Source organism: Cocleimonas flava (assembly GCF_004339015.1).
GTDB classification, from domain to species: Bacteria; Pseudomonadota; Gammaproteobacteria; order Thiotrichales; family Thiotrichaceae; genus Cocleimonas; species Cocleimonas flava.
The window spans coordinates 897,081-921,170 of sequence record NZ_SMFQ01000002.1 but is presented as its reverse complement, the minus strand read 5'-3'; the positions used below and the strand labels follow the sequence as shown (position 1 = coordinate 921,170).

Here is a 24,090-nt window from a genome sequence, read left to right as displayed (position 1 = left end):
AGCTCGTACAATGAAGGGATGAAATCTACGACAATGAAATACACACTTCCTTTAATGCTACTTGTTTTGATGAGTGTAAGTGCCTGTTCACAACATTCAGTGAGCAAATCATCAAACAGTAAATCTGCCAATCATGACGCACAAACTGAACATGATCAGCAGATCAGTGTTTTAGATCTGAAAGCAATCCAACCGCTGGATACATTATCGAATGAGCTAGACCAATATCGCGTCGTGTTTGTCGGCGAATCACACACCGATTACGGACACCATCTTAATCAATTAGCAGTGATTAAAAAAACTCACTATAAGTGGGGGGGTGGGCTAAGTATTGGATTAGAGATGGTTCAACAACCGTTTCAATCTGCACTGGATGATTATATCGCAGGTCGAATTAATGAACGCGAGATGTTAAGAAAAGTAGAATGGTATAAACGCTGGAAGTACGATTTCCGTCTCTATAGACCTATTTTTGATTATGCAAAAGCGAATAAAATTCCACTAATTGCATTGAATATTCCCCAGGAAGTAACTAAGCGGGTTGCAAAAGTAGGCATTAAGGGTCTTTCATCGAAAGACCGCGCCTTATTACCCAAAACGCTCGATCGATCGAATAAAGACTATGAGGCACGTTTAAAAACTGTGTACTCGATGCATTCCCATGGGGTGAAAAACAATAGCAAGGCGTTTGATAACTTCTATGATGCGCAATTAGCCTGGGATGAAGGTATGGCTTTTGCGGCTGCTAATTATTTAAAAAAATACCCAAAAAGAAAAATGGTTGTGATTACTGGCAGTGGTCATCTGATAAATCGAGAAGGTATTCCAAGCCGTCTTGATCGACAGCTAAATAATAAAAAACATTCTTTGGTGATTTTAAGTAGTAGCAGCATTCAATCGAATCCATCTTCTAAAAATGCAGATTATTTGCTTTATTCACCAGAGGCAAAATTACCACCGGCAGGACTTATCGGCATCATGATGGGTGAAGCTGATCGGGGTGTAATCGTGAATTCGGTCATCGACAAAGGTGCAGCTACAAAAGCAGGGATCCAAGCAAAAGATGTCATTATCGCGATCGACAATCAAACAATAAAAGAAACCAGTGATGTGAGTTTATGGCGTTTAGATAAAAAGCCGGGGGATAAAGCGATGGTGAAATTACTAAGAAATAATAAAACGCTGATTAAAACCTTAGTGCTTGGTAAGCCGAAGAAACATGGCGCATTCGATTTCAGCAGGATTCATAAAAAATAGATTAGTGTAAATAAATAAAGCCACCCCCCTACTTTAGAAGCCTTTTTATGATGGAAACTAAAAAAGTGCCCTAAAGTAGGGGGGTGGCTTATTTGATTATCGTTTAACTGATTTAATACGTTATTTAGTTAAGCACACGCATCAAATCTTTAAGCATTAAAGAAACTTCACCCGTCATCAAGGAAAACTGAATATCCATATGCTCTTCGTGTGATTCTGGGTCGTTATCGTTTAATTCTTCTTCAAGCACATCAAGGAATTTAAGCTTTTTGATCTGTAAGTCTTCACTTAACACAAAGCTAATTTTTTCATCCCACTCTAATGCAAGCTTCGCTGCATACTTACCCGCTTCTAAACTTTTCTGCACTTCATCTAAGGTTAAATCATGCTGTTTGAATGTTGCACTGCCTTTGTCATCACCCTGATTTTTTAACTCACACTCAAAACCTAAATCAAAAGGCTCAGGGGTTTTAGAACTGCTTAACCATTCAGTCATAGCAACGGCTGGAGAAGTTTCAGATTCTGGCAATGTCACTGGTAACGTACCCAATGTGCTACGCAATAATTTTGTGAAAGCTTCAGCACGTGGTCCGGAAGGCGTATTTATAATTAACCAACCATTTTTAGGATCTATCCAGGCATCCATTTTTTGAGTGCGTTTGAATGCTCTTGGCAACAATTCGTGCTCGATATCTTCGCGCAAATCTTTTTTCTCACGAGAACTCACTTTACGGTTTTCTTTAAGCTCAATCGCTTCTACTTTTTCATCTAAGGTTTCTTTAATCACAGACGCAGGAAGAATACGTTCCTGACGTGCCATGCTTAATAAAATATAGCCATTTGATCCATGCGTGAATGAAGTTGCGTTCTTACCTAAAGGAGGAATCCAACCTGCACTTTCACGTTGAGTAGCAGAACACGGAACAAAAGGCTTCTTCGCCAATTCTTCATGTAACTGCTCTGCATCTAAGGGAAATTCTTTTTCAAAGTTGTAAAGATAGAGATTTTTAAACCACATAATTTGTCCTTGTTAGCCCTTTTTTGTTTTTAAAAATGGTAATTTTTAGGCGGAGGATTATGCAATAAATGACAAGTCTATAATAGAAATCTCTCTAATTTTTCACAAAAGAAATCATTAAATAGGAAACATCTAATTATATATTAAGATCAACTTTTTTCCTTACCTAAGTTAATTAATAGACTTTTCAGATAATAGTGGCATTAGAAGTAGTTGATCTAGTCGATTATTTTTAGGTTCTCGAAAGTACTCAAGACCAATCTCCATTTCAGGCAATTCGTTATAAGGTAAACGAGTTGCTGTGCCAAAAACATAATCGAAAATGGGAAACATGACGCAAAAATTACTATCAGTATATTTTCTCTGACTCGAATGATGCATACGATGAAAATCAGGAGTTGCTATAAATTTTCGTAAGTAAGAATCAAGTCGTTTTGGTAAAACAATATTGCTATGGCTAAAGTGTGCGATTGCGGCATGGAGAATATTAACCATTGCAATGACTATCACCGGGGCACCTAGAAAGATAATAAGTGGTGTCGCGATAAGCCCGTTAATCATAGGCTCAAGTGGATGATGGCGATGACCTGTGGTTACATCTATCTCTATGTCAGAATGATGAACCGCATGGATTTTCCAAAGTAATGGGAATTTATGAAAAGCACGATGTAACCAATAGGTAATGAACTCCATCAAAAAAACAAGAAATATGAAAATGTTAATATCTGATATTTGAAAATGGCGAACAAGTGTTGTGTCAGAGTGTAGCTTTTGAATAACAAAACCTAGTCCGATTGAATAGAATAGAACAATGAAATGATTAAAAAAAGCTAGACCAATATTGTTAAACCATCTCCCAGTTTGATTTTGACTGGGGTTTCGACGAGGAATAAAACCTTCAAGTATAAAAAAAACAAACATGCCACCAAAAATGATGGCAAATTGAAGTTCGTAATAATTATTTTGAATGTAATCAGCCATTGTCACTAGCTAACCATAAGTAAATCCTATTGTTTAAAGTTTCTGTTCATAAAAGACGTTATCTGGAGAGGCCTTCCATTGATCTAAAGTAATCATTTTTAAACCGATTGATCGGTAATTCACTGCGAAATGATTATCTTTCATTCTGATTACTGCATCTTTGTATCTAGAATCATTCAGAAGATCTTGGGCCATAACACCAACTTGTGTCTCTTTAGAATTAGACACATTCGTAAGGTATTTAAAAGAATAGATCTTTAAACCATTTTCAAGAGTACGGAGATATTTGATATTTTGTTTGAGGCGTATATCTGAAACTTCAACAATTGCATCACATTGAAAGTCACAAATATTTCCATTTGATATTTCAAGAGATTCGCTGCAAGTTGACACTGCAGGTAATGCTAAAGCTTGTGGTTTTCCCGCTAATGCGCCACAAGAATAACCTGCATCAGTTGTTATACTTTTAATTGTTACGGTTTGAGAATTTGTATTTTCGAAGATATTATAACCAGAATATAAATCAACTTCGCCTGTTGTAGGACCAGTATTCAAAGGTAAAGAAGCTCCCATTAAAGCTTTGGCATCAGATACCAATTTAATCCCACTACCACCAATAGATAATGCACTAACACCAATCAGCGTAATAAACATCTTTCCAGAGCCTTTCTGCTTGGCAACCCTAAAAGCAACCGCAAATAACAATAAACTAAGTGCAATAAGCATCGTGCCGCTTAACGTAGGGACTGCTGTAGCTCCTGGGATACTATAGGTCATAGTACCTATTGGGTTAGGTGCACCTGCAAATACGTTTGAGGTTAAAATAAAAGAAAGTGCTATGCTAAACCCAACTTTAGTAAAAAAAATTTCTCGCTTTTTCATCCTGTATCTTCCTTAAGTATTGGTTAAAATTACTGAATCAGAGACAGATAATGGAGTGATTATTTTTATATTGTTTAATTATCCTGAATACAGTCTAGCACAAACGATTTACTATAAAAAAGAAGCGCACCTTCAATTAACATAGGTATTTATTGAGAATGTTCTGGAAAAAACACCAAAAAAACATATTACTTGCGCTAATTATCATGATCGCTGTCGCAATGATTTTAAACTTATCCTACTATTTTTATGGCTCTCAAGAGTTATATCCCACTCAGGAGCAAGACGACAAAGTTAAACTGTTTAGTGGGCTCGTTTTCTTTGTTCTGTTATTGATAGAATCAGCTTTGGTGAATATATATCGAAAGCTGACTCCTTAAATTTAAAACATTCTAAAAAAACGGCTCAAAGTGGGGGGGTGACTTTACTTTTCTAAGCCATGAGTCCCAGAATAAGCATTTCGTTCTGCCGGCTTCCAATCTCCCAAAACTCCTTCATCCGGTTTGTATATTTCTACCAGAAGCGGAAAACAGGCGGCATCATCATCTGAATGGCTACTGCCACAATCACCACCCGGGCAGGTTGACATTGAACCGAGTAAATCAATCTCTGCAAAAAATTCAATAAAGTCGCCGGGTTTTACGGGGCTGGCTTTCATAAAATATTGATGGGTATCTTTGGTGAAACCAGTACACATGAATACATTCAACACATCGTGTACGTGCAGCTCGGCTTCTTCAAGCGGTAAATTTCTACCTTCTACCAACGATCTTGTTAGGTTTGAATGACAGCAATAATGATAATCTACACCATTTAACATGTAATTTGTGTATGGATCGCAGCGCGTACCAATCACATCATGAATGCCTGCGCCATCTTCATCCCAACCGTACCATTCCAGCGTATCGTGAGTGATAGTTGCCAGTGGGCGTAAACCGGGCAAGCTACTCCATAAACGATCACCTGTGGTCACATGACTGGCGTGTAGCTGACGGGTTTTACCGCTGAAAAAGCGTTCGCTTAAATCGTGTTGATTCCATAAGTTTAAATCGCCAACTTGCGGCCCTTCAACACTGACGAGTCTAAACACATGACCAGCGGGTACTTCAAATGTCTTCGCATCTCTAGGTGGTATTAGCACTTCGTCGACTTTAGTCATATTGGTGCGGACCTTGTTATAAAAATCAGTATCGACTGGTGGAAGTTGATCGACGCTATAACAAATGATTGGTTTTCTACTCATCAGATATTTCCTTTTTGCTAAAGAGGCTGGGTATATCTTATACAGTTGATGACCTAATCAATAGTATATTTGGGTAATACTTTTAATAGAGAGTGTGTGTTAGTTTTTGCGGTGAATTGCCTGGCTTTGTTTTATTTAAAGCTTGTTACACTCAAAAGGATTTCTACCATGACTGCTATTAAAAATTTAACAGCAAAATGCATCTCGATTTTTACCTTAATGGTTTTCTCTTCTTCAGCGGCTTTTGCGGGAATTGCTGTTCCTGGTGGTACAGTGACATTGTCGCCGACTGCTACAACGGCAGTTCCTACGCTTAGTGGAACAATGCTTATCCTATTAAGTTTACTCTTAATGGTAGTTGCTTTCCGAGTATCGAAAAATTCAAAAAATGGAGCTGGTAAGTTCTTCATAGCGCTTATTGGCGCTTCTGTTTTAATGGCGGCTGGTGGTTTTAAAACGGTTTCTGATTTACAGGCTGCTGTAGGTACAACCAAAACGATGGATAACCCCGCAGGTGGAGATGTCATTTTTAATGAAGGAGCTTTTACTATCATTAAAAATGGTTCTGGCGTCACACAACAAGTAAAAGACATAATTTTAAATTTTGAAGGTAACTCTTGTGGGAATTTTCCTGGTGCTGGAATGATCGAGGGAATACCAGAATGTGCCATAAATCTGCCGCTTTCAGATGACATGAGTTGCCATGTGGATTGCAGGTTAGAAGTTGATGAAGTTATTATTGACGAAGTGCAAGCAATAAAACCCGTAAAATAATTTTGGGTACCAGATAGGTAAAAGTTCTTCGAGCCTCCTTTATCCATTAATCTTAATTGCAATCATACTTATTATCGTTGATTATGATGTGATCAAGTGAATGATAGATATATAACAGAGCATCCATAAACCGATGGAAACCCAAGTATTAGATTTAAGCCAAAGCTGGTTTCAGACGCATTTTACTGAAATTCAATTTGCTGCCATTTTTGGCGGCATGGTCCTTTTCTTTTTAATTGAGGGGTTTATTCCTCGGCGAAAATCGAATGAGAACGAGACCAATCGTTGGCTGGGTAATATTGGATTAGCGTTATTTAATCACTTCTTTGTCTTGTTTTTCTCGATTGTCGTGTATGGGTTAATATCTGGTTTTGTCCCGGAATCTCCGCTTCTATCACATTTTAAAATTTCTGATCTTCCTGTATTTATTCTGTTGCTGTTTGTGATGGAGTTTTTGGTCTACTGGATTCATCGTCTTTTTCACAAGGTTCCATTTCTCTGGCAAATACATGCAGTACACCATACAGATACCGAAATTGATGTGACGACAAGCCATCGGCATCATCCTTTTGAGCCGATGATTAATGTCATTATTTTGACCCCTGTTATTTTATCTCTAGGTGCTCCTTTTATTGTTATTGCGCTTTATAACCTAACCCACACTGCATTTAGTTTATTTACCCACAGCAATATAGTGTTGCCTAAAAAGCTCGATAAGGTATTAAGACTGTTTATTGTGACGCCAGATTTTCACCGTATGCATCATTCCAGCGATAAAAAATTCACCAACAGCAATTACAGCGACATGATTCCGTGGTTTGATTATTTTTTTAGGACGTACACGCAAAAGCCTTATGAAGAGATTGCGTCAATGGAAGTTGGTCTAGAAACATTGCGCGATAATCAAGATAGTCGCCTAGACAGGTTGTTCATTACACCATTTATTTACAAACCAAAAAGCTAACCCACCCCCCTACTTTCATGAGGTTTTTTATAATACTTGAAAAGCCTCTATGTAATATTCGTGGTCAATATCCTTTAATGTTTATTAGCCAATGACTCAGAACTGTTTTAAGCAGAATATTGAGCGCTAAGTATTTTTATTTAAGTTACAGGGTTTTCTCAAATAGATAACCTATACTCTTGCTTCTTTATCTCAACCCAGTTTTAAGTATGGATCCTATTTTTGAGCTCAGTATCTACTGGGTGTTAGCCTTGAGCCTTGTCGCTTTTTGTGCGGGTTATGTTGATGCTGTTGCGGGCGGTGGCGGAATGCTTAACCTTCCCGCTTTATTATTCGCAGGTGTTCCACCAATTTCTTCATTAGCTGTGAGCAAAGTGACTGCCATTGCTGGTACTACACTTGCAGTTGCCAAATATGCTTTAGGTAAAAGAGTGCAATGGAAAATAGTGGTTTATGCAGCGATTCCTTGTCTATTGGCTTCTTATGTTGGTGGGATGTTTGCGCTAAAACTCTCTGCTACCTTTTTGGCCTGGGCTATTATAATTTGTATACCGATAGCGCTGATTATTGTACTAAGAGACAAACCAGAAGCACACTTGGGCACTCCGGAAGATCGACCGGTTAAAGCAATAGCAGCGCTTGCGCCGATTGGTTTCTATGATGGAATTTTAGGCCCGGGAACCGGAACTTATATGGCAATTGCCGTAAGAAAAATTCTGAAATTTGATTTACTTAAAGCAACCGCAACCATCAAACCCTTAAACCTATTTACCAATATAGGGGCGGCTGTTGCATTTTTACTGGCGGGAAAGGTTATTTGGGCAATCGCTCTTCCGATGATTGCCGCAAGTTCTTTAGGTGGCTGGATAGGAGGTCATTCTGCCATTAAAGGAGGAGATAAATTTATCCGCCGTCTATTAATTATCGTACTAACCGTTATGTTAACGGCGAATGTAATCAAGATGTTTATGTAATTAGCCTAAAAAACTCCCTGTAAGTAGGGGGGTGGGTTTGGTTAATTTTATAAACTATCTTAAATGTTAAGTCGTTCTATTTAGCTCTAGGATCTTCTTTCTGAAGAATTTTGGCACGTCTTTCTTCCCACCTTTCTTTTGCCGTTTGAATAGCTCTGTCCGTATTGTTGGTAAACTCAGGAGTGGGTGTTTGGGTTTTGATCGCTAAAGATGGAGAAAGCCTGGACGTAGTTTCTACTAATTTATCTTCCTTCTGTTTTTGGAAAGATTTATGCGCTTCATGGGTTTTTTTCAGCGTGTTCGCGCTATCAGGACGTCTCAGGCTTTTCTTTGTCGGGTCGTAATCGGATAAATTAATTTCAAAATTCCCTAAGCCGATATCCAGTAGGTATTTAGCGAGCGTATCGAGCTTTCTCCAGACACGTGCTTTACCACTGTTTTTAGCCATTACGATTTTATCTGTTTCACCAGCAGTAATGGTTAATGTCCAGGTATCACCTTCTGCATTTGCTTTTGCTTTAGCAACAGCTCCGGCTTCTATTAAGTGAGTTAGTGCATTGTGGTTAATTGTGTGAGTATTCATCAAAGCTTCCCCTTTTTGCTATGAATTGCTTCCCAGTTATTAACTGTATGGTCGTTATTTTATAGAAAATAGTATTGTATGCAACTTTTTGGTGCATTTTTTACAGGGGTTTTCAAAGTACTTTTGACACAGCAAATGCTTTTTTATTGATGGTGACTAGGCTAAGCTTCTATTTTTGATAATTTAAGCTATTTCAAGTGACTAAAACAGATCAACATGTCGATATGAATCGACGCTTTGGTGGCGTACAACGCTTATATGGAAAGGCTGCCTTAGAAAAATTTCAACAAGCACATGTGATTGTGGTTGGTGTGGGTGGTGTTGGTTCCTGGGTTGCTGAAGCCCTCGCCAGAAACGCAATAGCAAAAATTACATTGATCGATATGGATGTCGTTGCAGAATCAAATATCAATCGCCAGCTCCCTGCTTTATCAAGCACTTTGGGCCGAAATAAAATCGATGTAATGGCGGATAGAATCAAAGATATTAATCCTAATTGTGAGACTGTCACGATTGATGACTTTGTTACGCAAGATAATATGGAAGCGATGATATCGATCGATACTGATTTTGTTGTCGACTGTATCGATGACTCACGGGTTAAGTCAGCCATGATTGCCTGGTGCAAACGCAATAAAATAAAAATCATCACTCTTGGTGGAGCGGGCGGTCAGACAAATCCTGGTTTGATAGAAGTCTCTGATTTAAGTAAAACGATACATGATCCTTTATTATCTAAAACACGAAAATTATTACGTCAGGATTATGGCTTTACAAAAAATGCGAAACGTCGTTTTTCAATTCCCTGTGTGTTTTCCTCCGAGCAGTTGAAATACCCACTCAGCTCTGGTGAAATGTCCAACGATAAACCCACAGGGGAAGCGGCATTGACGGATTTAAGTTGTGCCGGAGGAATAGGCTCATCTGTAATGGTTACGGCGACATTTGGGTTTGTAGCGGTGGCTTATGTGTTGGAAAAAATAGCAGCGAAAACTTAAGCAATCGTTTTAATTAGAAGGTTTCTTTTTAGGCTTTTTAATCTTTGCGAATTTAGGCGCCATTTTTTCGAGATGATTTTGATACATCACAAACCACATCAAAACTGGTGTTACCGCAGGCAAGATTAAATAGCCCATTTGATAGCCAAGCGCGATCAATTCTCGAGTAAATGCGGTAGTGTTGAGTGTTTCTGCAATACCCATTCCCAATTTAAATACTAACGTTTGCAGTGTGTCGAAGGTTATGCCCCAAACCTGCACGATGAGTAAAATCAGAATACCTATGTATAAATTCTGCAGCTTATTGCCTAGTTTGTCGGGAGTGGCTAACAACATCGCGATAAATAAAGCGATACCATAACCGTACTTCATGGCATTAATGGCGAATACTAATTGCCCCTGATTCACATCATTGGTTTTTTCAGCCGCGAATGGAGTAACAATATGTAACACGTGCTCATAAACATTAACATCAACCACTGCTTGACCAGCTACTAAGGTTAATGTCGCTTTCGCTAAAAATGAAAGTACAAAGAGAATAACGGGTGTTAAGAAATACCAGACTACAAAAGTAATTGGCAACCAAATAAGAATTTTAAGCAAAAATCCTTTAACTGAGATTATTTGTTCCGATTCTTTTGTCATATTTTGATAATCAGTACTATGTTAGTTTTAAGCTGCTTGAGGCTCTGTTTGGTCATCTTCTGGCTCAGGTAGCATGCGTACCCAAACAATAAATACGATCAATGCGTCAAGAATGATAAGTGCTTGCCACAAGTATAAATGTGCCCATTCAAACCAATCTTTATCCCATTGCAATAGGTAAAAGAGGCTGATAATTCTAACGATATTCAGTGCCTGAATGGCAATAAAGCCGAACAATAAGCCATACAGTTTATGCTTCCAGCTGGCAGGGAATGCGACAATGGCAGCGGTCAGACAGATCATCGCTTCAACGCCATTACAACCGGGCTGAATAGAGACAGCGGTGCCATTATTTATATTTTGAAGAATGATGCCGTGAGATTGAACCGAGCTATCAAATAGTTGCGTAACTGCTGCGCTGACTGATGCGATTAAGCCAGTGAAAGGCAAGATAACGTATTCACGAACAGGACCGAGCAATTCCAGGGCAAATAAAACAACCAAGACCAACACAAACCACGAGATACGCATAAGCTTTCCGACAATGTAGATAGTTAAAGTATGGCATAACTTTCGTATGTTTTTTGTGAAAAAGTTACGGAAATTGCTTTAAATTTAAGGGTGTAAATCAACTTTATTATGAGATCTCGTAATAACGTGCTACTTTTAGTCCGTTCTTTCGATAAGAAATTGATATCAAATTGTTTTAACTATTTTCTATGGTTAAGCCTATGCTCAGTAATCTTGATATATCCTGTAAAAAAAGAACAATAAAAAGGGGTCTTTTCCATGTTAAAAAAATTCACGGTATTAATGCCGATTGTACTCATATCTGCTGGCATTACCGGTTGTTCGGGCACAAAACCACAACAAGCTAGCAACTCAGTGGCTTCAAAACAAATAGCTAAGGTGCCTACTGTTGCCGATAATGACGTTGAAGTAGAACCGGTTGTATATGAAAAACGTTCTCCGAAACGCAATATACGTAAAGCAATAAATCCACCTAGATACAATAATAATGTGAGTGCTTTCTCGCGTAAGTTATCTAATGCGGCATTACAGCGTTTACAATCTCGTGTTAGATACGATGGTAAATATGTAAAGATTGCATACCCTTGGGGTGATGTACCTGCCAATATTGGAGTATGTACGGACGTTGTCATCCGTTCTTACCGTAAATTAGGCATCGATTTACAGAAAGAAGTGCATAAAGATATGACCACTGCTTTCAATTCTTACCCGAATCCACGTAAATGGGGTTTATCACGTCCTGATACCAATATTGATCATCGTCGTGTTTACAATTTAAGAAAGTTTTTCCAGCGTAAAGGCGCTGCATTACCTATCACTCGCAATGCGCGTGATTATAAACCAGGTGACCTAGTAACCTGGATGGTAGGACCTGATTTACCACATATCGGTGTCGTTGTTGATAGACCAAGTCGTGCTGATCCAAATCGCATGATGATTGTGCATAACATCGCGCAAGGTCCGCAGATGGAAGATATTTTATTTAGATTCCCAATTACTGGTCACTATCGTTATACATCGGCTCATGTTGGAAACTCTACACAAACGTATTATGCGTCTAATCAAGCACAGTCACGTAGAAATGAAATGAGTCATGCTCAACTGGTTCAAGCGGCTAATTTATTAGGTGCTGGAACGCAATCACGCACTGCTCAAGCAGCACCTCTTACGGTGGCTGCAGCACCAAGCGCATTATCAAATGCTGAACTCATGAATAATGTAGTTCGGTTAAATAATACAGCTGGGCCTGTGGTAACGTCGAAAAATAACTCCGTAAAACTAGCGACGTTAACAAATGATGAAATCAATGCGTTATTAATTAAATAGCATCGTTTACATATCATAAAAGCCCGAGTGTCGATTAGACCTCGGGCTTTTTTTATGTTTTTTTAAGATTTTTCCTATCATCAATTACGTGCAAAGCGGTCTAGACTGTATTATCTTATTTCTTGTAAATTAACTTGTCTGGAAAAAATACTATGGCTGCAACCCCCTCTACAATGCTGGAGCTTGGTACTCAAGCGCCTGATTTTTCGTTAATTGAGCCTGCATCGGGCAACATGATTTCTTTATCTGATTTTAAGAATGAAGCTGTTTTGGTCGCTTTCATTAGTAACCACTGTCCTTATGTCATTCTAATTAAAGATGCGTTGGCGCAATTTGCCAGAGATTATCAAGATAGAGGTCTAAAAGTCATCGCAATCAATGCTAACGATGTAGAAAATTATCCTGATGATAGCCCAGAAAAAATGGTTGAAGATGTGGAAAAGTATGATTACACCTTCCCCTATTTATTTGACGAATCGCAGCAAACTGCTACTGCTTATCAAGCGTCATGCACACCAGATTTCTTTTTATTCGATGCGAATCATAAATTGTATTATCGCGGTCAATTCGATGGTGCGCGTCCCAATTCCGAAATTCCGGTTACGGGCGAAGATATGATTAAAGCTGCTGAATCATTGCTCGCAGGTGAACCGCAACCGGTAGTCCAAAAACCATCAATGGGTTGTAATATTAAATGGAAAGCAGGTAACGAGCCTCAATATACCTAGAAAAAACAAACGATAAAAAAACAGCTTATAAGTAAGAGGTGACCTTTACTTTTTTCTGTTTAAATAAAAATGTATAAATATTAGATAAAGATGACTGCTTTTCAAAAAACTTTCGATAAATCTATCTGGGAAGTCGTTTCTCAAATAACGGTAGGGCGCGTCATGAGTTATGGCGAGGTCGCTCGTGCTGCGGGGTATCCCAGACACGCTCGAATGGTGGCGCGTGCGATGAGTCGATCAGAAGAACAGCTTCCCTGGCATCGGGTGGTAAAATCCGATCGTACCATTGCGTTTGAAAAAGGCAGCGAACCGTATAAAAAACAACAAGCTTTGTTATTAGAAGAAGGCGTAAAAATCAAACAGGGTAAAGTTGTACCTGTTGCCTCAGATAAGAATAGAGCGCTTGATGAAGTATTGTGGGGACCAGGCGACGATACTTAATACTACTTAGGCTAATAAAATAAGAAAAACGCCTTGTAAGTAGGGGGGTGACTTTTCAGGTATGATTGGCAACAAACTAAATCGACTATGGGCTAAATATGTCTGATTCAATCACTGATTCTAAAACGATTAATAAAAAAGAATCATGGGGAGACACACTAAAATTATTCTTGAATCCAAGTGTTTTAACGATGTTATTTCTTGGGTTTTCTGCAGGTATCCCTATTCTGCTGATTTTCTCTTCCTTGGGTTTGTGGTTACGAGAAGCGGGGGTTGAACGCTCCGCCGTTACTTTCTTCAGTTGGGCAGCTCTGGGTTATTCCTTTAAATTCGTCTGGGCGCCCTTGGTAGATAAATTACCATTACCGATACTAACCAGACTATTAGGTCGCAGACGAAGCTGGATATTGCTGTCGCAATTTGCAATTATTTTAGCTATTTTGTGGATGTCACAGACGGATCCAAGTAATGACGAAAGTCTCACGCTAATGGCCATTGCTGCCGTTTTATTGGGGTTCTCATCAGCAACTCAGGATGTCGTAATCGATGCTTATCGCATTGAATCTGCAGAAACGGATTTACAGGCCTTAATGTCCTCGACTTATATCGCAGGTTACAGAATAGGTATGTTGGTCGCCGGAGCAGGTGCGCTCTACCTTGCCAGTTTTTTTGGTTCTGAAAAAGGGGCTTACAATTATCATGCATGGGAATACAGCTATATGATCATGGCTGGGGTCATGTTAGTTGGTGTGATTACCACGTTACTTATTCCTGAACCCGCCCAAAGCAAAGACAAATCCACCCAATATTCGGCCGATGATTATTTAAGGTTCTTATTCTTATTCATTGCGATTGTTACCGCATTTATTTTAACGTTTTACTTCAGCAGTGATATTTCAAAAGAACTTAAAAGCTCACTCAAAGTAACGTTAGATAATAAACACTTGGCGAATTTCATCGTTGCCCTCATTCGCTTGATCACAGCGATAGCGTTCGCTGGACTTGTTGCTTTTGTTTTAGTTAAAGCGCGACTCGTGAATAAGGCAATGGTAAAGGAAACGTATGTAGCGCCCGTACAGGATTTCTTTTTACGTTATGGTTACTCGCTCGCTTTTCTTCTTCTTGCGTTAATAGGTCTTTATCGAATTGCAGATATTGTACTTGGCGTAATCTCGAATGTTTTCTATCAGGATTTAGGGTTTTCAAAACCTGAAATTGCGAGTGTGGTGAAGACCTTTGGTTTGCTGATGACGATCGTTGGCGGTTTTCTGGGTGGGTTATTATCCGTTCGTTTTGGTGTAATGAGAATTCTATTCTTAGGTGCGTTACTTTCCGCGTTAACAAACCTGCTTTTTATGGCTTTGGCAGGGGCAGGTTACAATATGCTTATGCTTTACCTTGTAATCTCGGCTGATAATTTATCCGCTGGATTAGCCAGTGCTGCGTTTATTGCCTTTTTATCTAGTTTGACGAATATTTCTTTTACTGCTGTGCAGTTCGCCATCTTTAGTTCATTAATGACGTTATTGCCAAAAATACTAGGCGGTTATTCAGGTTCGATGGTGGATGAGGTTGGTTACCCTAACTTTTTCCTGATTACGGCGATTATGGGAATACCGGTTTTAGTCTTAATTTTTATCGCAGGTAAAAAGTTAGAGTTAAAACAAAACAGCGAGGCATGAAAAACCCTCTGAAAGTAGGGGGGTGTCATTTTTTTGAAACCAGCTTTTACACGGTATTTTTATCATATTAACTAAGTGTTTAGGTGATTTTGCCACTTGTCAGTTAGAATAGTGAATTCAGCTATGTGGCGGTTTGCCATATATGTTTTTTATCGTTAAGCTCAGCCGTTAAAGTCACAGACGCGAAATCTATTTCAAGGAGAGAAATTGATGTTATCCCGATTTATTAAGTTAATGATTCTTTTTACATTAACAATAGGACTAACTCAAACTAGTAGCGCTCGCTACAGCACCAATCCAAAACTCGGAATTAATGTCGGTGGTGTCGGTAAAATGACCACTTCTATTCCTTTTACTGATATTTTTAAGAGCTCTCGTGGTTGGTTTACGTCATGTGAATTTGACTGGCGTGCTGGTGTCCCTATAGACCCTGGTTGCACCAAAAAGAAATCGTTAAATTCACAAGAACAAGATCTATTACAGTTAGATGGCAATGGTTGGGTAAGGTCTCTTCCTGCACCTAATGAATCTCCTATATTCACCAGTGTAACGAGTACCTGGAAGCTGTCAAAGCATTTCCCTACTGGCCGTTATGTGGTTCTTTATGATGGTGAAGGTGTGATGAAAATCACCGGTGATTTGCGTATGGGTTATCAACGACCTGGGCACATCGAATTCGATTTGCTATCGCCAAAACGTAATTTAAAACTGCAAATTACCAGAACTGACCCACGTAGAACGGGTGACTATATTCGTAATATTCGTATTGTTCCTAAAGCTTACGAAAAAACCTATCAGCGTCAGGTATTTAATCCTGATTACATCGCCAGAATCAGAGAAATGCATGCCTTACGCTTTATGCCTTGGACAAACCCAAGAGGTAATATGGCAGAAGAGTGGAATCAACGTGCAACTATCGGCACTTCTCACTATACCGGTGATAATGGTGTACCTGCAGAACGTATGGTGGATTTAGCCAATGCGATTAATGCGACTCCATGGTTGAGTATCCCTTATAAAGCAAGCGATGATTACATGGCGCAATACGCACGTATGGTTAAAAATCGATTGCGTAAAGATCAAAAAGTCTACGTCGAGTTTTCTAATGAAGTGTGGAATACCATCTTCCCTGCTGCAACTTACGCCGCCCGAAAAGCAGATAAATTGTGGAAGTTCCCTTATCCAAAAGTTCCGCAAGGAAAACGCCGTGTATTACTCGCAGCTAACTGGTATGCAATGCGCAGTGTTCAAATGTGTCAGATTTTCAAACAAGAATTTGGCGGTCAACGTAATCGTGTAATTTGTGCAGTTGGATCATTGAATTCAGTACCTTGGGTGGGTAAAGAAATTTTAGATTGCCCACTATGGAAAGCGGCTAACGGCTGTGGAAGACACATTGATGCCTACGGTATTGGTCCTTACTTTGGCGATTACATCGCACGTAAAGAGAATCGTGAAACCGTTAAAAGCTGGACGAGAGATGGTGATGGCGGAAAATCTCGTCTGTTCCAGGAAATCCTTCACGGCGGCATGGTAAAGAACAGTCCTGAAGGTGGTGCAATGAGCCTCCTACGTACTCAAATTGCTCAAAATAAAGCGCTTGCGGATAAATACAATCTTCAATTAGTAGCGTATGAAGCTGGACAGCATTTGATTCGTTTTGACCCACCACATACCGTAAAGGATCCTGCAGTGCTTAATTTATTTATGACTGCACAAAAAGATCCTCGCATGAGAACGGCATATCAGCAGTACTTAAATGCCTGGCAACAAGGTGGTGGCGGATTGATACTGCATTATTACGGTATTGGTGAACCAGAACCTAAAAACTTCTTCAGTATGCTTGATCATTTACATCAGCCTTCTACACCTAAGTATTTAGCATTAATGGACTATTTAGGGACTAGTTCGACCTATGTCGCGCCAAGAAAAGCTTACGTTGCTCCTGTCGTAGAAAGACAGCAAGCACCTCGTGCCCCTGCTCCTCAGCCACAAGTGCAAAGACAAGCTCCGCCTCCGCAAGTTCAGAGACAGGCGCCTGCTCAAAATAACTGGGATAAATTTCTTGAACCTGCGCCTCGACAAGCGGCAAGACAACCAGCACCTGTTGTAAGAGCACAAGCGGGCTCCCCACTTAGTGGTGCTGGCATTCAGGGTTGGGCGAGAACGGGTAATTCAACTATTTCTCCGCCAATCACATTACAACGTGGCGCCAGAAACAGACTGTCGCTTTTGTGGCATTACACCAATGCAACGCGTGCAGGTAATCAGTTCTTTCGTTTGTATGCGATGGATAGCAGGGGTGGAAGAAAATTGTTGTTGGAACAACCAGCGGCAGATATTGCAGAAATTGGTAATTTTGATCAGTTATTTGAGGAAGATGTCAGTCGTTATGTAGGACCTCCTATCAGGTTGATGATTGAAACAAGTCCTGGCTTAAATACGGTTATCGAAAAGCTAACTTATTAAGTTAGCGATGCCAATTTCAACAATGATGGAATAACCATACAACAACAGTGTTATTCGGTTATAATGCGCCGTTTCGTGAGATTTAAGGAACGTAATAATGTCTCAAATCCTTGTTGGTGTTGTAATGGGTAGCAATAGCGATTGGAATATAATGTCCAAAGCTGTTGAGCAATTAGAAGCATTTGGTATTCCACATGAATACAAAGTCGTGTCAGCTCATCGCACACCTGACCTGCTGTTTGAATATGCAAGTTCAGCTAAAGAACGTGGCTTAACTGCGATAATTGCAGGCGCGGGTGGTGCAGCGCACTTACCTGGCATGATTGCAGCCAAAACAGAAATACCGGTTCTTGGTGTCCCTGTTCCTTCACGTTATCTAAAAGGTGTTGATTCACTGCATTCTATTGTACAAATGCCTGCTGGAGTGCCTGTTGCCACGTTTGCTATTGGTGAAGCTGGTGCGACTAATGCGGCATTATTTGCTATTTCTTTACTGGCAAATACGGATGAGTCAATTGCTAAAAAACTCACTGAGTTCCGTGAAAAGCAAAAGCAAAAAGCCTTGAATATGCAACTCCCACCAGAGACAAAATAATGTTATTACCAGGCGCAACACTCGGTATGTTAGGCGGTGGCCAATTAGGCCGTATGTTTACTATTGCAGCAAGAAATCTCGGCTACAAGGTTATTGTTCTTGAACCGGATACTGGTAGTCCTGCTGGTCAACTCGCCGACGAACATATTATCGCTGCTTATGACGATGCCGAAGCCTTAGTAAAGCTTGGAAATCAATGTGATGTCATAACCACAGAATTTGAAAATATTCCCGCTGAAGTACTTAATAAACTAACAGAATATTGCCCTGTTTTTCCATCGGCTAGTGCTGTGGAAAAAGCGCAAGATCGTATTGTTGAAAAAGAATTTATTTTATCTTGCGGGTTGTTACCTGTTCCTTATGGGGTAATTAATACAAATTCAGATATCGCTAACGCGGTTAAGGGTATTACTTTTCCCGCAATCTTGAAAACAGCGCGTTTTGGTTATGATGGTAAAGGCCAACAAACAATAAATAGTGTGGATGAAGTAGAAGCCGCATTTAAAGAAACCGGCCAGGTATCCTGTGTTTTAGAACAACGCATTGATCTGGATTGTGAAGTCTCAGTCATCCTCGGTAGAAATGAGCAAGGAGAAACTCAGTGTTTCCCTGTTGCAGAAAATATCCATCGAGATGGTATTCTTTATCAAACACTGGCTCCTGCCAGAGTGGATGACAATATTGCTAATGCTGCACAAGCTGCTGCTCAGCGAATGGCTGATAAACTTGATTATGTTGGTGTAATGGCTGTTGAGTTCTTCGTTACCAAAAAAGGCGAATTACTTGTCAATGAAATGGCACCAAGAACACACAATAGCGGTCATTTCACGCTTGACGCCTGTGTGACTTCGCAGTTTGAACAACAAGTACGTATGGTATGTGGTTTACCCTTTGGTGATTCGCGTTTGTTGAGTCCTGTGGTTATGACAAACATGCTTGGCGATCTTTGGGGTTCTGGAGCAAACACACAACCGCATTGGGATAAGTTACTTGAAAACCCATCAACCAAGTTACATCTTTACGGAAAAAAAGAAGCCCGAGCAGGTCGAAAGATGGGACATTACTGCACACTTGCAGATGACTTAACGAGTGCTCAACAGCAAGCCGATAAGATCTTTAATCAACTGCCGGCTTAATTTAATAGAGTTGTTTATTCTCTATTAAATGTAAATGTCGAGTTAAGGAGTAGCTATGGATTTATCGCTATTAATAAAAGCGCATTCTGGCATCGCTATTGCCGTATTGATAATCTATATCGTTCGTGGTGCTTTGATGCTTGCAAATTCACCTAAGACTAATTCAGCAACAGTGTTATCTATCGCTTCGATTTTTACCTTATTGCTTTTTGGTCTAGGCGTTTATATTGGCTTTGCACAAAATCTTTCTTTTGCAGATGGTTTTATATTAACTAAAATTATCAGTTTATTGTTATTTGTTGCGTTTGGCACAATCGCACTTAAGAAAGGCCTATCAAAAGCTGTAGCTAGTGGGTTGTGGCTATTAGGACTGGTTGCTTTTATTTACGCTTCCCTTATCGCTACGCATAAACTCGCTCCTTTGTTCTGAGCATCTATAAACACAAAACTCCTCATTAAATATTTTCTGCTTTTTAAGCAATAATCATAAGACTAAGAAATCATGTTAGATAAAAAACAATTAGATGAGTATCGTAAAGATATTTCATTTAGCGGCACACTTTGTGACACCACATTAAATTACAAAAGTACCTGGGGTATTTTCTCTCCACGAGAATTGGATGATGGTACTAAACTGTTGATGAATTACATTAAGATTAATTCGGATGACAATTGTTTTGATCTAGGTTGTGGCTACGGACCGATAGGTTTAACAATGGCAAAACTTGCCCCTAATGGTGAAACAGTATTGGTTGATAAAGATTTCATGGCTGTTGAATATGCGAATAAAAACGCTGCGTTGAATAAGTTATCCAATGCTACTGCGCAGCTAAGTAATGGCTTTCAACACATTGAAAGGTCAAAGCGATTTAATGTTATTGCTTCTAATGTACCGGCTAAAGTTGGAAAAGAAATGATGTCTTTGATGTTGCATGACGCTTATCATCATTTAGAAAAAGACGGAAGTTTATATCTGGTTACAGTTAATGGTTTACGCCAGTATATGAAAAGAAATCTGAAAGAGATTTTTGGTAACTATAAAAAGGTAAAACAGGGTAAAGCGTATACCATTCATTTGGCTAAAAAATGAAAAATCTTAATCTAAAAGGAAGAAAAGGCACCCCCCTACTTTAGTGCATTTTATTTTTCCAGGTTGTAAACCCATTACCGTTTCTAATAATCATTTGAACGCTCAGGCCTTGTTCTATTACTAGTTCTTTTCCTTTTGCTTCACCTAATACCATTAGAGTGGTTGCCCAGGCATCTGCAAGCATTGTAGACGGATTTACGACTGTGACTGACGCCAGTTTATGCTTTATCGGGTAACCTGTTTTAGGATCAATAATGTGTGATTGTCTTTCATTATTTTCAACATAATAGTTTCGGTAGTCGCCGGATGTGGCTACAGCAGTATTGTCTAATTCAAGTAAACTATTGACCGCTCTTGAATCCGCGTCCGGATTCTCTATGGCAATTCGCCATTTCTTATTAGACAGGTTTTTACCTTTCGCTTTAACCTCGCCTCCGATTTCCACTAAATGATTAGCAATGGATTTACTGCTTAAGTAGTCACTTACTTTATCTACTGCATAGCCTTTGGCGATTGATGATAAATCTATAGTGAGAAGTGGGTCTGTTTTTTTAAGCGAGTTGGTTTCCTTTTGAGTGCCCAGTTTTTGGTAGCCTATGTGTGACATTGCTTCTTTAATATCGTCATTCTTAGGCGTATTAATTTTTATTTTAGGGCCAAACCCCCATAGATTTACCAAAGGTGAAATCGTTATATCGAAATAGCCTCTAGATAAGTTTGAAATTAATAACGCACTATCAACCACATCATAAAAATCTTGCGATATAGGTATCCACTCTAATGAAGGATTCGCATTAAATTGACTGATTTCGGAGTCGGATTGATACGTCGACATCTTGTGGTTGATGTCTTTTAACAGATTATCAATATCCAATTGTAAAGCAGATTGCTTATCTTGATTTTTCTGTGTGGTTATCAGAGTTATATGATAACTCGTCCCCATGGTTTTACCTTGTAAAACGACTTTTCTGGGAGTGTTATTATCAGAACATGAAACCAATAATACTAATAAGAAACAAAGAGAAATAAAGCGAGACATCGTTTAAATTTAGAATGCGTGATCGATTAATATTTCTTGTGAGCCACGTTTTACTTTTACAGAAATGCTTGATGCTTGTGATAATTCATTTAAAACCATTGCGCCCTTGTTTTGATCATCCAACACAATACCATTTACTTCAGTGATGATATCGTTTGAACGGAAGTTCAGCTGATTAAACATTTTTCGTTGTTTGCCGGGTCTAATTCGAAACCCAATAAACTGACCATCTACAATTGCAGGAGATGGTCTCACTATATCCATCAGTTTTGTTGGATTAGTAATTATATCCTGCCTTAATTGAGTAAGGTCAGGTGGTGTTGAATTTGGGGCAGCTATAGGAGAGCGCTTAGGTTTTTTTTGGGTTTCGCTACCAGGTAAAGGAACGCTGCTGGTTTGTCTTCTTGATTTGGTTGACGCTTTATTAACCGGTAGTAATAGTTCTTCTGTTTTCCCGCGGTTATCTAATACGACTTTTTCTGGGAAGATATCACTGACAGTAACGCCCTCCTGTATTTTTTCGCCTTTGCCATAGACTTTTTGAGGTCCATTAGCGGCTGAGATTAGCGCAAAACCTTCTTTAGACTTATAGGCAACGATGCCATGAAGTTTTAAATTTAATTTAGTAGGGGCAACAACGGCCTTTTTAGTTGTTGTTTGTTTAGTGACTGGGGCTGCTACTGGTTTAACTTTAACTTCACCAAAAATATGCTGGTCTGCAATGCGTTTACCGTAATTAATCTGAGTCTGAGGTGTAATCAGGTTACCAGCGTCACTAGATGTAAAAGTGCCTATTTTTGGGGCTGGCGTTAACACTAACCACATTAACTTAGCTAGAGAAAAACCTAAGGCAATAACGAGTAGCAGGCTTATAAAGCCGGGAAGTTTTGTTTTTGTTTGTATGGTTGCGCTCATTATACTGCTCTAATTTATTTGTCGCCATAATACTATAGAAGGAGACCGGAATGTAGCTTGGACTCCCTACTTAGTTTTTGGTTCTAAGATTGTAATAATAAGTCGGCAACTTCCTGATATTTTTGTGCGCTCTTTTCTAAAATCTCTGCGGGTAAATGTGGTCCAGGTGGTGTTTTATCCCAGTCTAGAGTTTCTAGATAATCTCTAATAAATTGCTTGTCGAACGATGGCGGGCTAGTGCCTTCTGAGTACTGGTCTGCTGGCCAAAATCGAGATGAATCGGGTGACAGAATTTCATCGATTAATATCAATCTGCCATGATCATCAAGCCCGAACTCAAATTTGGTGTCAGCAATGATAATCCCTTTAGATAAAGCAAATTCAGATGCTTCTGTATAAAGTTGGATACTAATGCGGCGAACCTCTTCCGCTAGAAATCCACCGATTTGAGCATGCATTTGTTTAAACGTGATATTGACGTCATGACCACCCACTTCAGCTTTTGTGGAAGGGGTGAAGATTACTTCGGGTAACTTTTCTGCTTGTTTTAAGCCTTCAGGTAAGTCTATTCCACAGACTTTTCCTGTTTCCTGATAATCTTTCCAGCCAGAACCGATGATATATCCACGCACGATTGCTTCTACGGGTAAAGGTTTTAGTTTCTTAACGATAACACTTCTGCCTTCGAGCATTTCTCGTTCAGATTTGGTGAGTTTCAAATCATTAAGAGTGAGATCACTAAAGTGATTAGGCACTATGTGCGATAACTTATCGAACCAGAAGTTTGAAACCTGGGTCAAAACAATTCCTTTATTTGGAATAGGCTGGGGAAGCACAACATCAAATGCAGACAGTCTATCCGTCGTGATTATCAGCATGTGATTATCATCTACGTCATAAATATCGCGCACTTTACCGCGAGTAAATAAAGGTAAGTGCTCTAGATTGGTTTCAAATACAGGAGTTGACATCGCTTCACTTCAGAAATAGCTGGATAATTAATCACTGTATTTTATCTAACCAAAACCACAAGCGCTATGTAATGCTTGAAAATAAACTCTTATTTTTCTCCTTTTTTCTAAAGTTCTTCTATAATCTCTAGCAATTCACTTAGGACAGTCATATATATGACGATGTCTGTTTATGATTAAATATGAAAAAAACCCTAGAAATATACAAAAGCGTTCACTAAAAACTATTCAAGAAAGCGCTGAGTTATCCCACTTTAATAACAATGAGAAAGCAGTTGCACTGCAAATGATTGCAGCGGCAGGGGATGTATCTCTTCTTGAAAATATCAGATTCAGCAAAGATGCGATTGATATTGCTTTAGAAGCACTGAAAGAAGATTTTGATCTTCTTTGCGATACGGATAATGTCGCTTGTGCAATGAAGCAAAAATATCTAAAAGATGAACCTATTTGCCTGATAAACAAAGCCAGTGTGATCTCACAGGCAAAGTCGAATAAACATACACGTAGTATGGAAGCGGTCGATCTCTGGAAGCCTTATCTCTCTGATAGCATAATTGTAATAGGTAAAGAAGCTACTGCACTTTATCGTTTGTTAGAGGTTTTAGAAGAGTTAAAAGACGAAGATAACTTTAAAAAGCCAAGTCTAATTATTGCTACGCCTTCTGGATTTACAGGAGCGGTAGAGTCCAAAAATTATTTATGGGATAACCATGAGCAACTCGATATTCCCTGTATTACTGTTTTAGGGTCTCAAGGAGGTAGTGATGTTGCCTCAGCGGCAATTAATACATTATTAAAGATAAGAAAAGAAACAGACGATGGTTGAAATTTCAGCCAGGAAAGTC

General features: G+C 39.2%; 25 protein-coding genes. 15 read left to right on the top strand and 10 right to left on the bottom strand.

Going from position 1 to position 24,090, the window contains the following annotated elements:
* The first annotated feature begins 33 nt into the window (after window positions 1–33).
* Window positions 34–1,257: a ChaN family lipoprotein gene (locus tag EV695_RS04275; RefSeq protein WP_165874614.1), complete on the top strand. Its 1,224-nt coding sequence runs from the start codon at window positions 34–36 to the stop codon at window positions 1,255–1,257.
* 124 nt (window positions 1,258–1,381) lie between these two features.
* Here the strand turns inward: EV695_RS04275 and EV695_RS04270 are convergent, their stop codons facing one another.
* From EV695_RS04270 to EV695_RS04255, 4 genes are all read right to left on the bottom strand, one after another.
* Complete coding sequence (locus tag EV695_RS04270) at window positions 1,382–2,275, bottom strand: recombination-associated protein RdgC (protein ID WP_131904662.1); 894 nt, start codon at window positions 2,273–2,275, stop codon at window positions 1,382–1,384.
* A 171-nt stretch (window positions 2,276–2,446) separates the two neighbouring features.
* On the bottom strand, window positions 2,447–3,256 hold the full coding sequence (locus tag EV695_RS04265) for a sterol desaturase family protein (protein ID WP_131904661.1): 810 nt from the start codon (window positions 3,254–3,256) through the stop codon (window positions 2,447–2,449).
* Window positions 3,257–3,289: 33 nt separating this feature from the next.
* The gene (locus EV695_RS04260; protein ID WP_131904660.1) at window positions 3,290–4,138 is read right to left on the bottom strand and encodes a midcut-by-XrtH protein; all 849 of its coding nucleotides are present in this window, start codon (window positions 4,136–4,138) and stop codon (window positions 3,290–3,292) included.
* A 424-nt stretch (window positions 4,139–4,562) separates the two neighbouring features.
* A complete protein-coding gene (locus EV695_RS04255; RefSeq protein ID WP_131904659.1) occupies window positions 4,563–5,381 on the bottom strand; it encodes an urea carboxylase-associated family protein in 819 nt (272 codons plus the stop codon).
* A gap of 168 nt (window positions 5,382–5,549) precedes the next feature.
* Between EV695_RS04255 and EV695_RS04250 the strand changes: the two genes are divergently transcribed.
* The 3 genes from EV695_RS04250 (at window position 5,550) to EV695_RS04240 (ending at window position 8,093) form a co-directional block, all read left to right on the top strand.
* Window positions 5,550–6,155 (top strand): midcut-by-XrtH protein, encoded by a 606-nt coding sequence (locus EV695_RS04250; protein ID WP_131904658.1) that lies wholly within the window; start codon window positions 5,550–5,552, stop codon window positions 6,153–6,155.
* 133 nt (window positions 6,156–6,288) lie between these two features.
* Window positions 6,289–7,119: a sterol desaturase family protein gene (locus EV695_RS04245; protein WP_131904657.1), complete on the top strand. Its 831-nt coding sequence runs from the start codon at window positions 6,289–6,291 to the stop codon at window positions 7,117–7,119.
* Window positions 7,120–7,328: 209 nt separating this feature from the next.
* Window positions 7,329–8,093 carry a sulfite exporter TauE/SafE family protein gene (locus EV695_RS04240; protein ID WP_131904656.1) on the top strand — a complete coding sequence of 255 codons (765 nt, stop codon included), beginning with the start codon at window positions 7,329–7,331 and terminating at the stop codon, window positions 8,091–8,093.
* Between the two features lie 76 nt (window positions 8,094–8,169).
* On the opposite strand, the gene EV695_RS04235 is transcribed toward EV695_RS04240, so the two are convergent.
* Entirely contained in the window at window positions 8,170–8,676 is a 507-nt protein-coding gene (locus tag EV695_RS04235) for a hypothetical protein (RefSeq protein WP_131904655.1), read from the bottom strand.
* A 197-nt stretch (window positions 8,677–8,873) separates the two neighbouring features.
* On the opposite strand from EV695_RS04235, the gene tcdA reads away from it, so the two are divergent.
* Window positions 8,874–9,674 (top strand): tRNA cyclic N6-threonylcarbamoyladenosine(37) synthase TcdA, encoded by an 801-nt coding sequence (tcdA, locus tag EV695_RS04230; protein ID WP_243651463.1) that lies wholly within the window; start codon window positions 8,874–8,876, stop codon window positions 9,672–9,674.
* 9 nt (window positions 9,675–9,683) lie between these two features.
* Here the strand turns inward: tcdA and EV695_RS04225 are convergent, their stop codons facing one another.
* Together EV695_RS04225 and xrtH are read right to left on the bottom strand one after the other, a co-directional pair.
* A complete protein-coding gene (locus EV695_RS04225; protein ID WP_131904654.1) occupies window positions 9,684–10,319 on the bottom strand; it encodes an exosortase H-associated membrane protein in 636 nt (211 codons plus the stop codon).
* A 27-nt stretch (window positions 10,320–10,346) separates the two neighbouring features.
* Window positions 10,347–10,850 carry an exosortase H gene (gene xrtH / locus EV695_RS04220; protein ID WP_131904653.1) on the bottom strand — a complete coding sequence of 168 codons (504 nt, stop codon included), beginning with the start codon at window positions 10,848–10,850 and terminating at the stop codon, window positions 10,347–10,349.
* Between the two features lie 258 nt (window positions 10,851–11,108).
* On the opposite strand from xrtH, the gene EV695_RS04215 reads away from it, so the two are divergent.
* The 9 genes from EV695_RS04215 to EV695_RS04175 all read left to right on the top strand — a co-directional run bounded on the left by EV695_RS04215 (window position 11,109) and on the right by EV695_RS04175 (window position 20,317).
* Window positions 11,109–12,176 (top strand): DUF1287 domain-containing protein, encoded by a 1,068-nt coding sequence (locus tag EV695_RS04215; RefSeq protein ID WP_207906941.1) that lies wholly within the window; start codon window positions 11,109–11,111, stop codon window positions 12,174–12,176.
* Window positions 12,177–12,328: 152 nt separating this feature from the next.
* Window positions 12,329–12,904 carry a thioredoxin family protein gene (locus EV695_RS04210; protein ID WP_131904652.1) on the top strand — a complete coding sequence of 192 codons (576 nt, stop codon included), beginning with the start codon at window positions 12,329–12,331 and terminating at the stop codon, window positions 12,902–12,904.
* Between the two features lie 90 nt (window positions 12,905–12,994).
* Window positions 12,995–13,345 carry an MGMT family protein gene (locus EV695_RS04205; RefSeq protein WP_131904651.1) on the top strand — a complete coding sequence of 117 codons (351 nt, stop codon included), beginning with the start codon at window positions 12,995–12,997 and terminating at the stop codon, window positions 13,343–13,345.
* A gap of 98 nt (window positions 13,346–13,443) precedes the next feature.
* Entirely contained in the window at window positions 13,444–15,027 is a 1,584-nt protein-coding gene (locus tag EV695_RS04200) for an AmpG family muropeptide MFS transporter (protein WP_207906940.1), read from the top strand.
* Between the two features lie 210 nt (window positions 15,028–15,237).
* Window positions 15,238–17,496 (top strand): hypothetical protein, encoded by a 2,259-nt coding sequence (locus tag EV695_RS04195; protein WP_131904650.1) that lies wholly within the window; start codon window positions 15,238–15,240, stop codon window positions 17,494–17,496.
* A 97-nt stretch (window positions 17,497–17,593) separates the two neighbouring features.
* Complete coding sequence (gene purE / locus EV695_RS04190; RefSeq protein WP_131904649.1) at window positions 17,594–18,091, top strand: 5-(carboxyamino)imidazole ribonucleotide mutase; 498 nt, start codon at window positions 17,594–17,596, stop codon at window positions 18,089–18,091.
* Window positions 18,091–19,227 carry a 5-(carboxyamino)imidazole ribonucleotide synthase gene (locus EV695_RS04185; RefSeq protein ID WP_131904648.1) on the top strand — a complete coding sequence of 379 codons (1,137 nt, stop codon included), beginning with the start codon at window positions 18,091–18,093 and terminating at the stop codon, window positions 19,225–19,227. Before purE ends, EV695_RS04185 begins: the two co-directional genes overlap by 1 nt.
* 55 nt (window positions 19,228–19,282) lie before the next feature.
* Window positions 19,283–19,657 carry a SirB2 family protein gene (locus tag EV695_RS04180; protein WP_131904647.1) on the top strand — a complete coding sequence of 125 codons (375 nt, stop codon included), beginning with the start codon at window positions 19,283–19,285 and terminating at the stop codon, window positions 19,655–19,657.
* A 72-nt stretch (window positions 19,658–19,729) separates the two neighbouring features.
* Window positions 19,730–20,317: a class I SAM-dependent methyltransferase gene (locus EV695_RS04175; protein WP_131904646.1), complete on the top strand. Its 588-nt coding sequence runs from the start codon at window positions 19,730–19,732 to the stop codon at window positions 20,315–20,317.
* Window positions 20,318–20,357: 40 nt separating this feature from the next.
* Here EV695_RS04175 and EV695_RS04170 read toward each other — a convergent pair whose 3' ends face one another.
* The 3 genes from EV695_RS04170 to EV695_RS04160 form a co-directional block, all read right to left on the bottom strand.
* Complete coding sequence (locus EV695_RS04170; protein WP_165874613.1) at window positions 20,358–21,260, bottom strand: FAD:protein FMN transferase; 903 nt, start codon at window positions 21,258–21,260, stop codon at window positions 20,358–20,360.
* A gap of 105 nt (window positions 21,261–21,365) precedes the next feature.
* Entirely contained in the window at window positions 21,366–22,271 is a 906-nt protein-coding gene (gene gspC / locus EV695_RS04165) for a type II secretion system protein GspC (protein ID WP_131904644.1), read from the bottom strand.
* 83 nt (window positions 22,272–22,354) lie between these two features.
* Window positions 22,355–23,242 (bottom strand): phosphoribosylaminoimidazolesuccinocarboxamide synthase, encoded by an 888-nt coding sequence (locus tag EV695_RS04160; protein WP_131904643.1) that lies wholly within the window; start codon window positions 23,240–23,242, stop codon window positions 22,355–22,357.
* Between the two features lie 172 nt (window positions 23,243–23,414).
* On the opposite strand from EV695_RS04160, the gene EV695_RS04155 reads away from it, so the two are divergent.
* The gene (locus EV695_RS04155) at window positions 23,415–24,071 is read left to right on the top strand and encodes a precorrin-8X methylmutase (protein WP_131904642.1); all 657 of its coding nucleotides are present in this window, start codon (window positions 23,415–23,417) and stop codon (window positions 24,069–24,071) included.
* Window positions 24,072–24,090 lie beyond the last annotated feature (19 nt).

Coding starts and splice junctions, on each gene's coding strand:
- EV695_RS04240 (WP_131904656.1), top strand. CDS start 7,329: ATGGATCCTATTTTTGAGCTCAGTATCTACTGGGTGTTAGCCTTGAGC.
- EV695_RS04185 (WP_131904648.1), top strand. CDS start 18,091: ATGTTATTACCAGGCGCAACACTCGGTATGTTAGGCGGTGGCCAATTA.
- EV695_RS04200 (WP_207906940.1), top strand. CDS start 13,444: ATGTCTGATTCAATCACTGATTCTAAAACGATTAATAAAAAAGAATCA.
- xrtH (WP_131904653.1), bottom strand. CDS start 10,850: ATGCGTATCTCGTGGTTTGTGTTGGTCTTGGTTGTTTTATTTGCCCTG.
- EV695_RS04175 (WP_131904646.1), top strand. CDS start 19,730: ATGTTAGATAAAAAACAATTAGATGAGTATCGTAAAGATATTTCATTT.
- EV695_RS04235 (WP_131904655.1), bottom strand. CDS start 8,676: ATGAATACTCACACAATTAACCACAATGCACTAACTCACTTAATAGAA.
- EV695_RS04225 (WP_131904654.1), bottom strand. CDS start 10,319: ATGACAAAAGAATCGGAACAAATAATCTCAGTTAAAGGATTTTTGCTT.
- EV695_RS04265 (WP_131904661.1), bottom strand. CDS start 3,256: ATGGCTGATTACATTCAAAATAATTATTACGAACTTCAATTTGCCATC.
- EV695_RS04155 (WP_131904642.1), top strand. CDS start 23,415: ATGATTAAATATGAAAAAAACCCTAGAAATATACAAAAGCGTTCACTA.
- EV695_RS04270 (WP_131904662.1), bottom strand. CDS start 2,275: ATGTGGTTTAAAAATCTCTATCTTTACAACTTTGAAAAAGAATTTCCC.
- purE (WP_131904649.1), top strand. CDS start 17,594: ATGTCTCAAATCCTTGTTGGTGTTGTAATGGGTAGCAATAGCGATTGG.
- EV695_RS04210 (WP_131904652.1), top strand. CDS start 12,329: ATGGCTGCAACCCCCTCTACAATGCTGGAGCTTGGTACTCAAGCGCCT.
- EV695_RS04170 (WP_165874613.1), bottom strand. CDS start 21,260: ATGGGGACGAGTTATCATATAACTCTGATAACCACACAGAAAAATCAA.
- gspC (WP_131904644.1), bottom strand. CDS start 22,271: ATGAGCGCAACCATACAAACAAAAACAAAACTTCCCGGCTTTATAAGC.
- EV695_RS04260 (WP_131904660.1), bottom strand. CDS start 4,138: ATGAAAAAGCGAGAAATTTTTTTTACTAAAGTTGGGTTTAGCATAGCA.
- EV695_RS04250 (WP_131904658.1), top strand. CDS start 5,550: ATGACTGCTATTAAAAATTTAACAGCAAAATGCATCTCGATTTTTACC.
- EV695_RS04215 (WP_207906941.1), top strand. CDS start 11,109: ATGTTAAAAAAATTCACGGTATTAATGCCGATTGTACTCATATCTGCT.
- EV695_RS04245 (WP_131904657.1), top strand. CDS start 6,289: ATGGAAACCCAAGTATTAGATTTAAGCCAAAGCTGGTTTCAGACGCAT.
- EV695_RS04180 (WP_131904647.1), top strand. CDS start 19,283: ATGGATTTATCGCTATTAATAAAAGCGCATTCTGGCATCGCTATTGCC.
- EV695_RS04205 (WP_131904651.1), top strand. CDS start 12,995: ATGACTGCTTTTCAAAAAACTTTCGATAAATCTATCTGGGAAGTCGTT.
- EV695_RS04160 (WP_131904643.1), bottom strand. CDS start 23,242: ATGTCAACTCCTGTATTTGAAACCAATCTAGAGCACTTACCTTTATTT.
- EV695_RS04255 (WP_131904659.1), bottom strand. CDS start 5,381: ATGAGTAGAAAACCAATCATTTGTTATAGCGTCGATCAACTTCCACCA.
- EV695_RS04275 (WP_165874614.1), top strand. CDS start 34: ATGAAATACACACTTCCTTTAATGCTACTTGTTTTGATGAGTGTAAGT.
- EV695_RS04195 (WP_131904650.1), top strand. CDS start 15,238: ATGTTATCCCGATTTATTAAGTTAATGATTCTTTTTACATTAACAATA.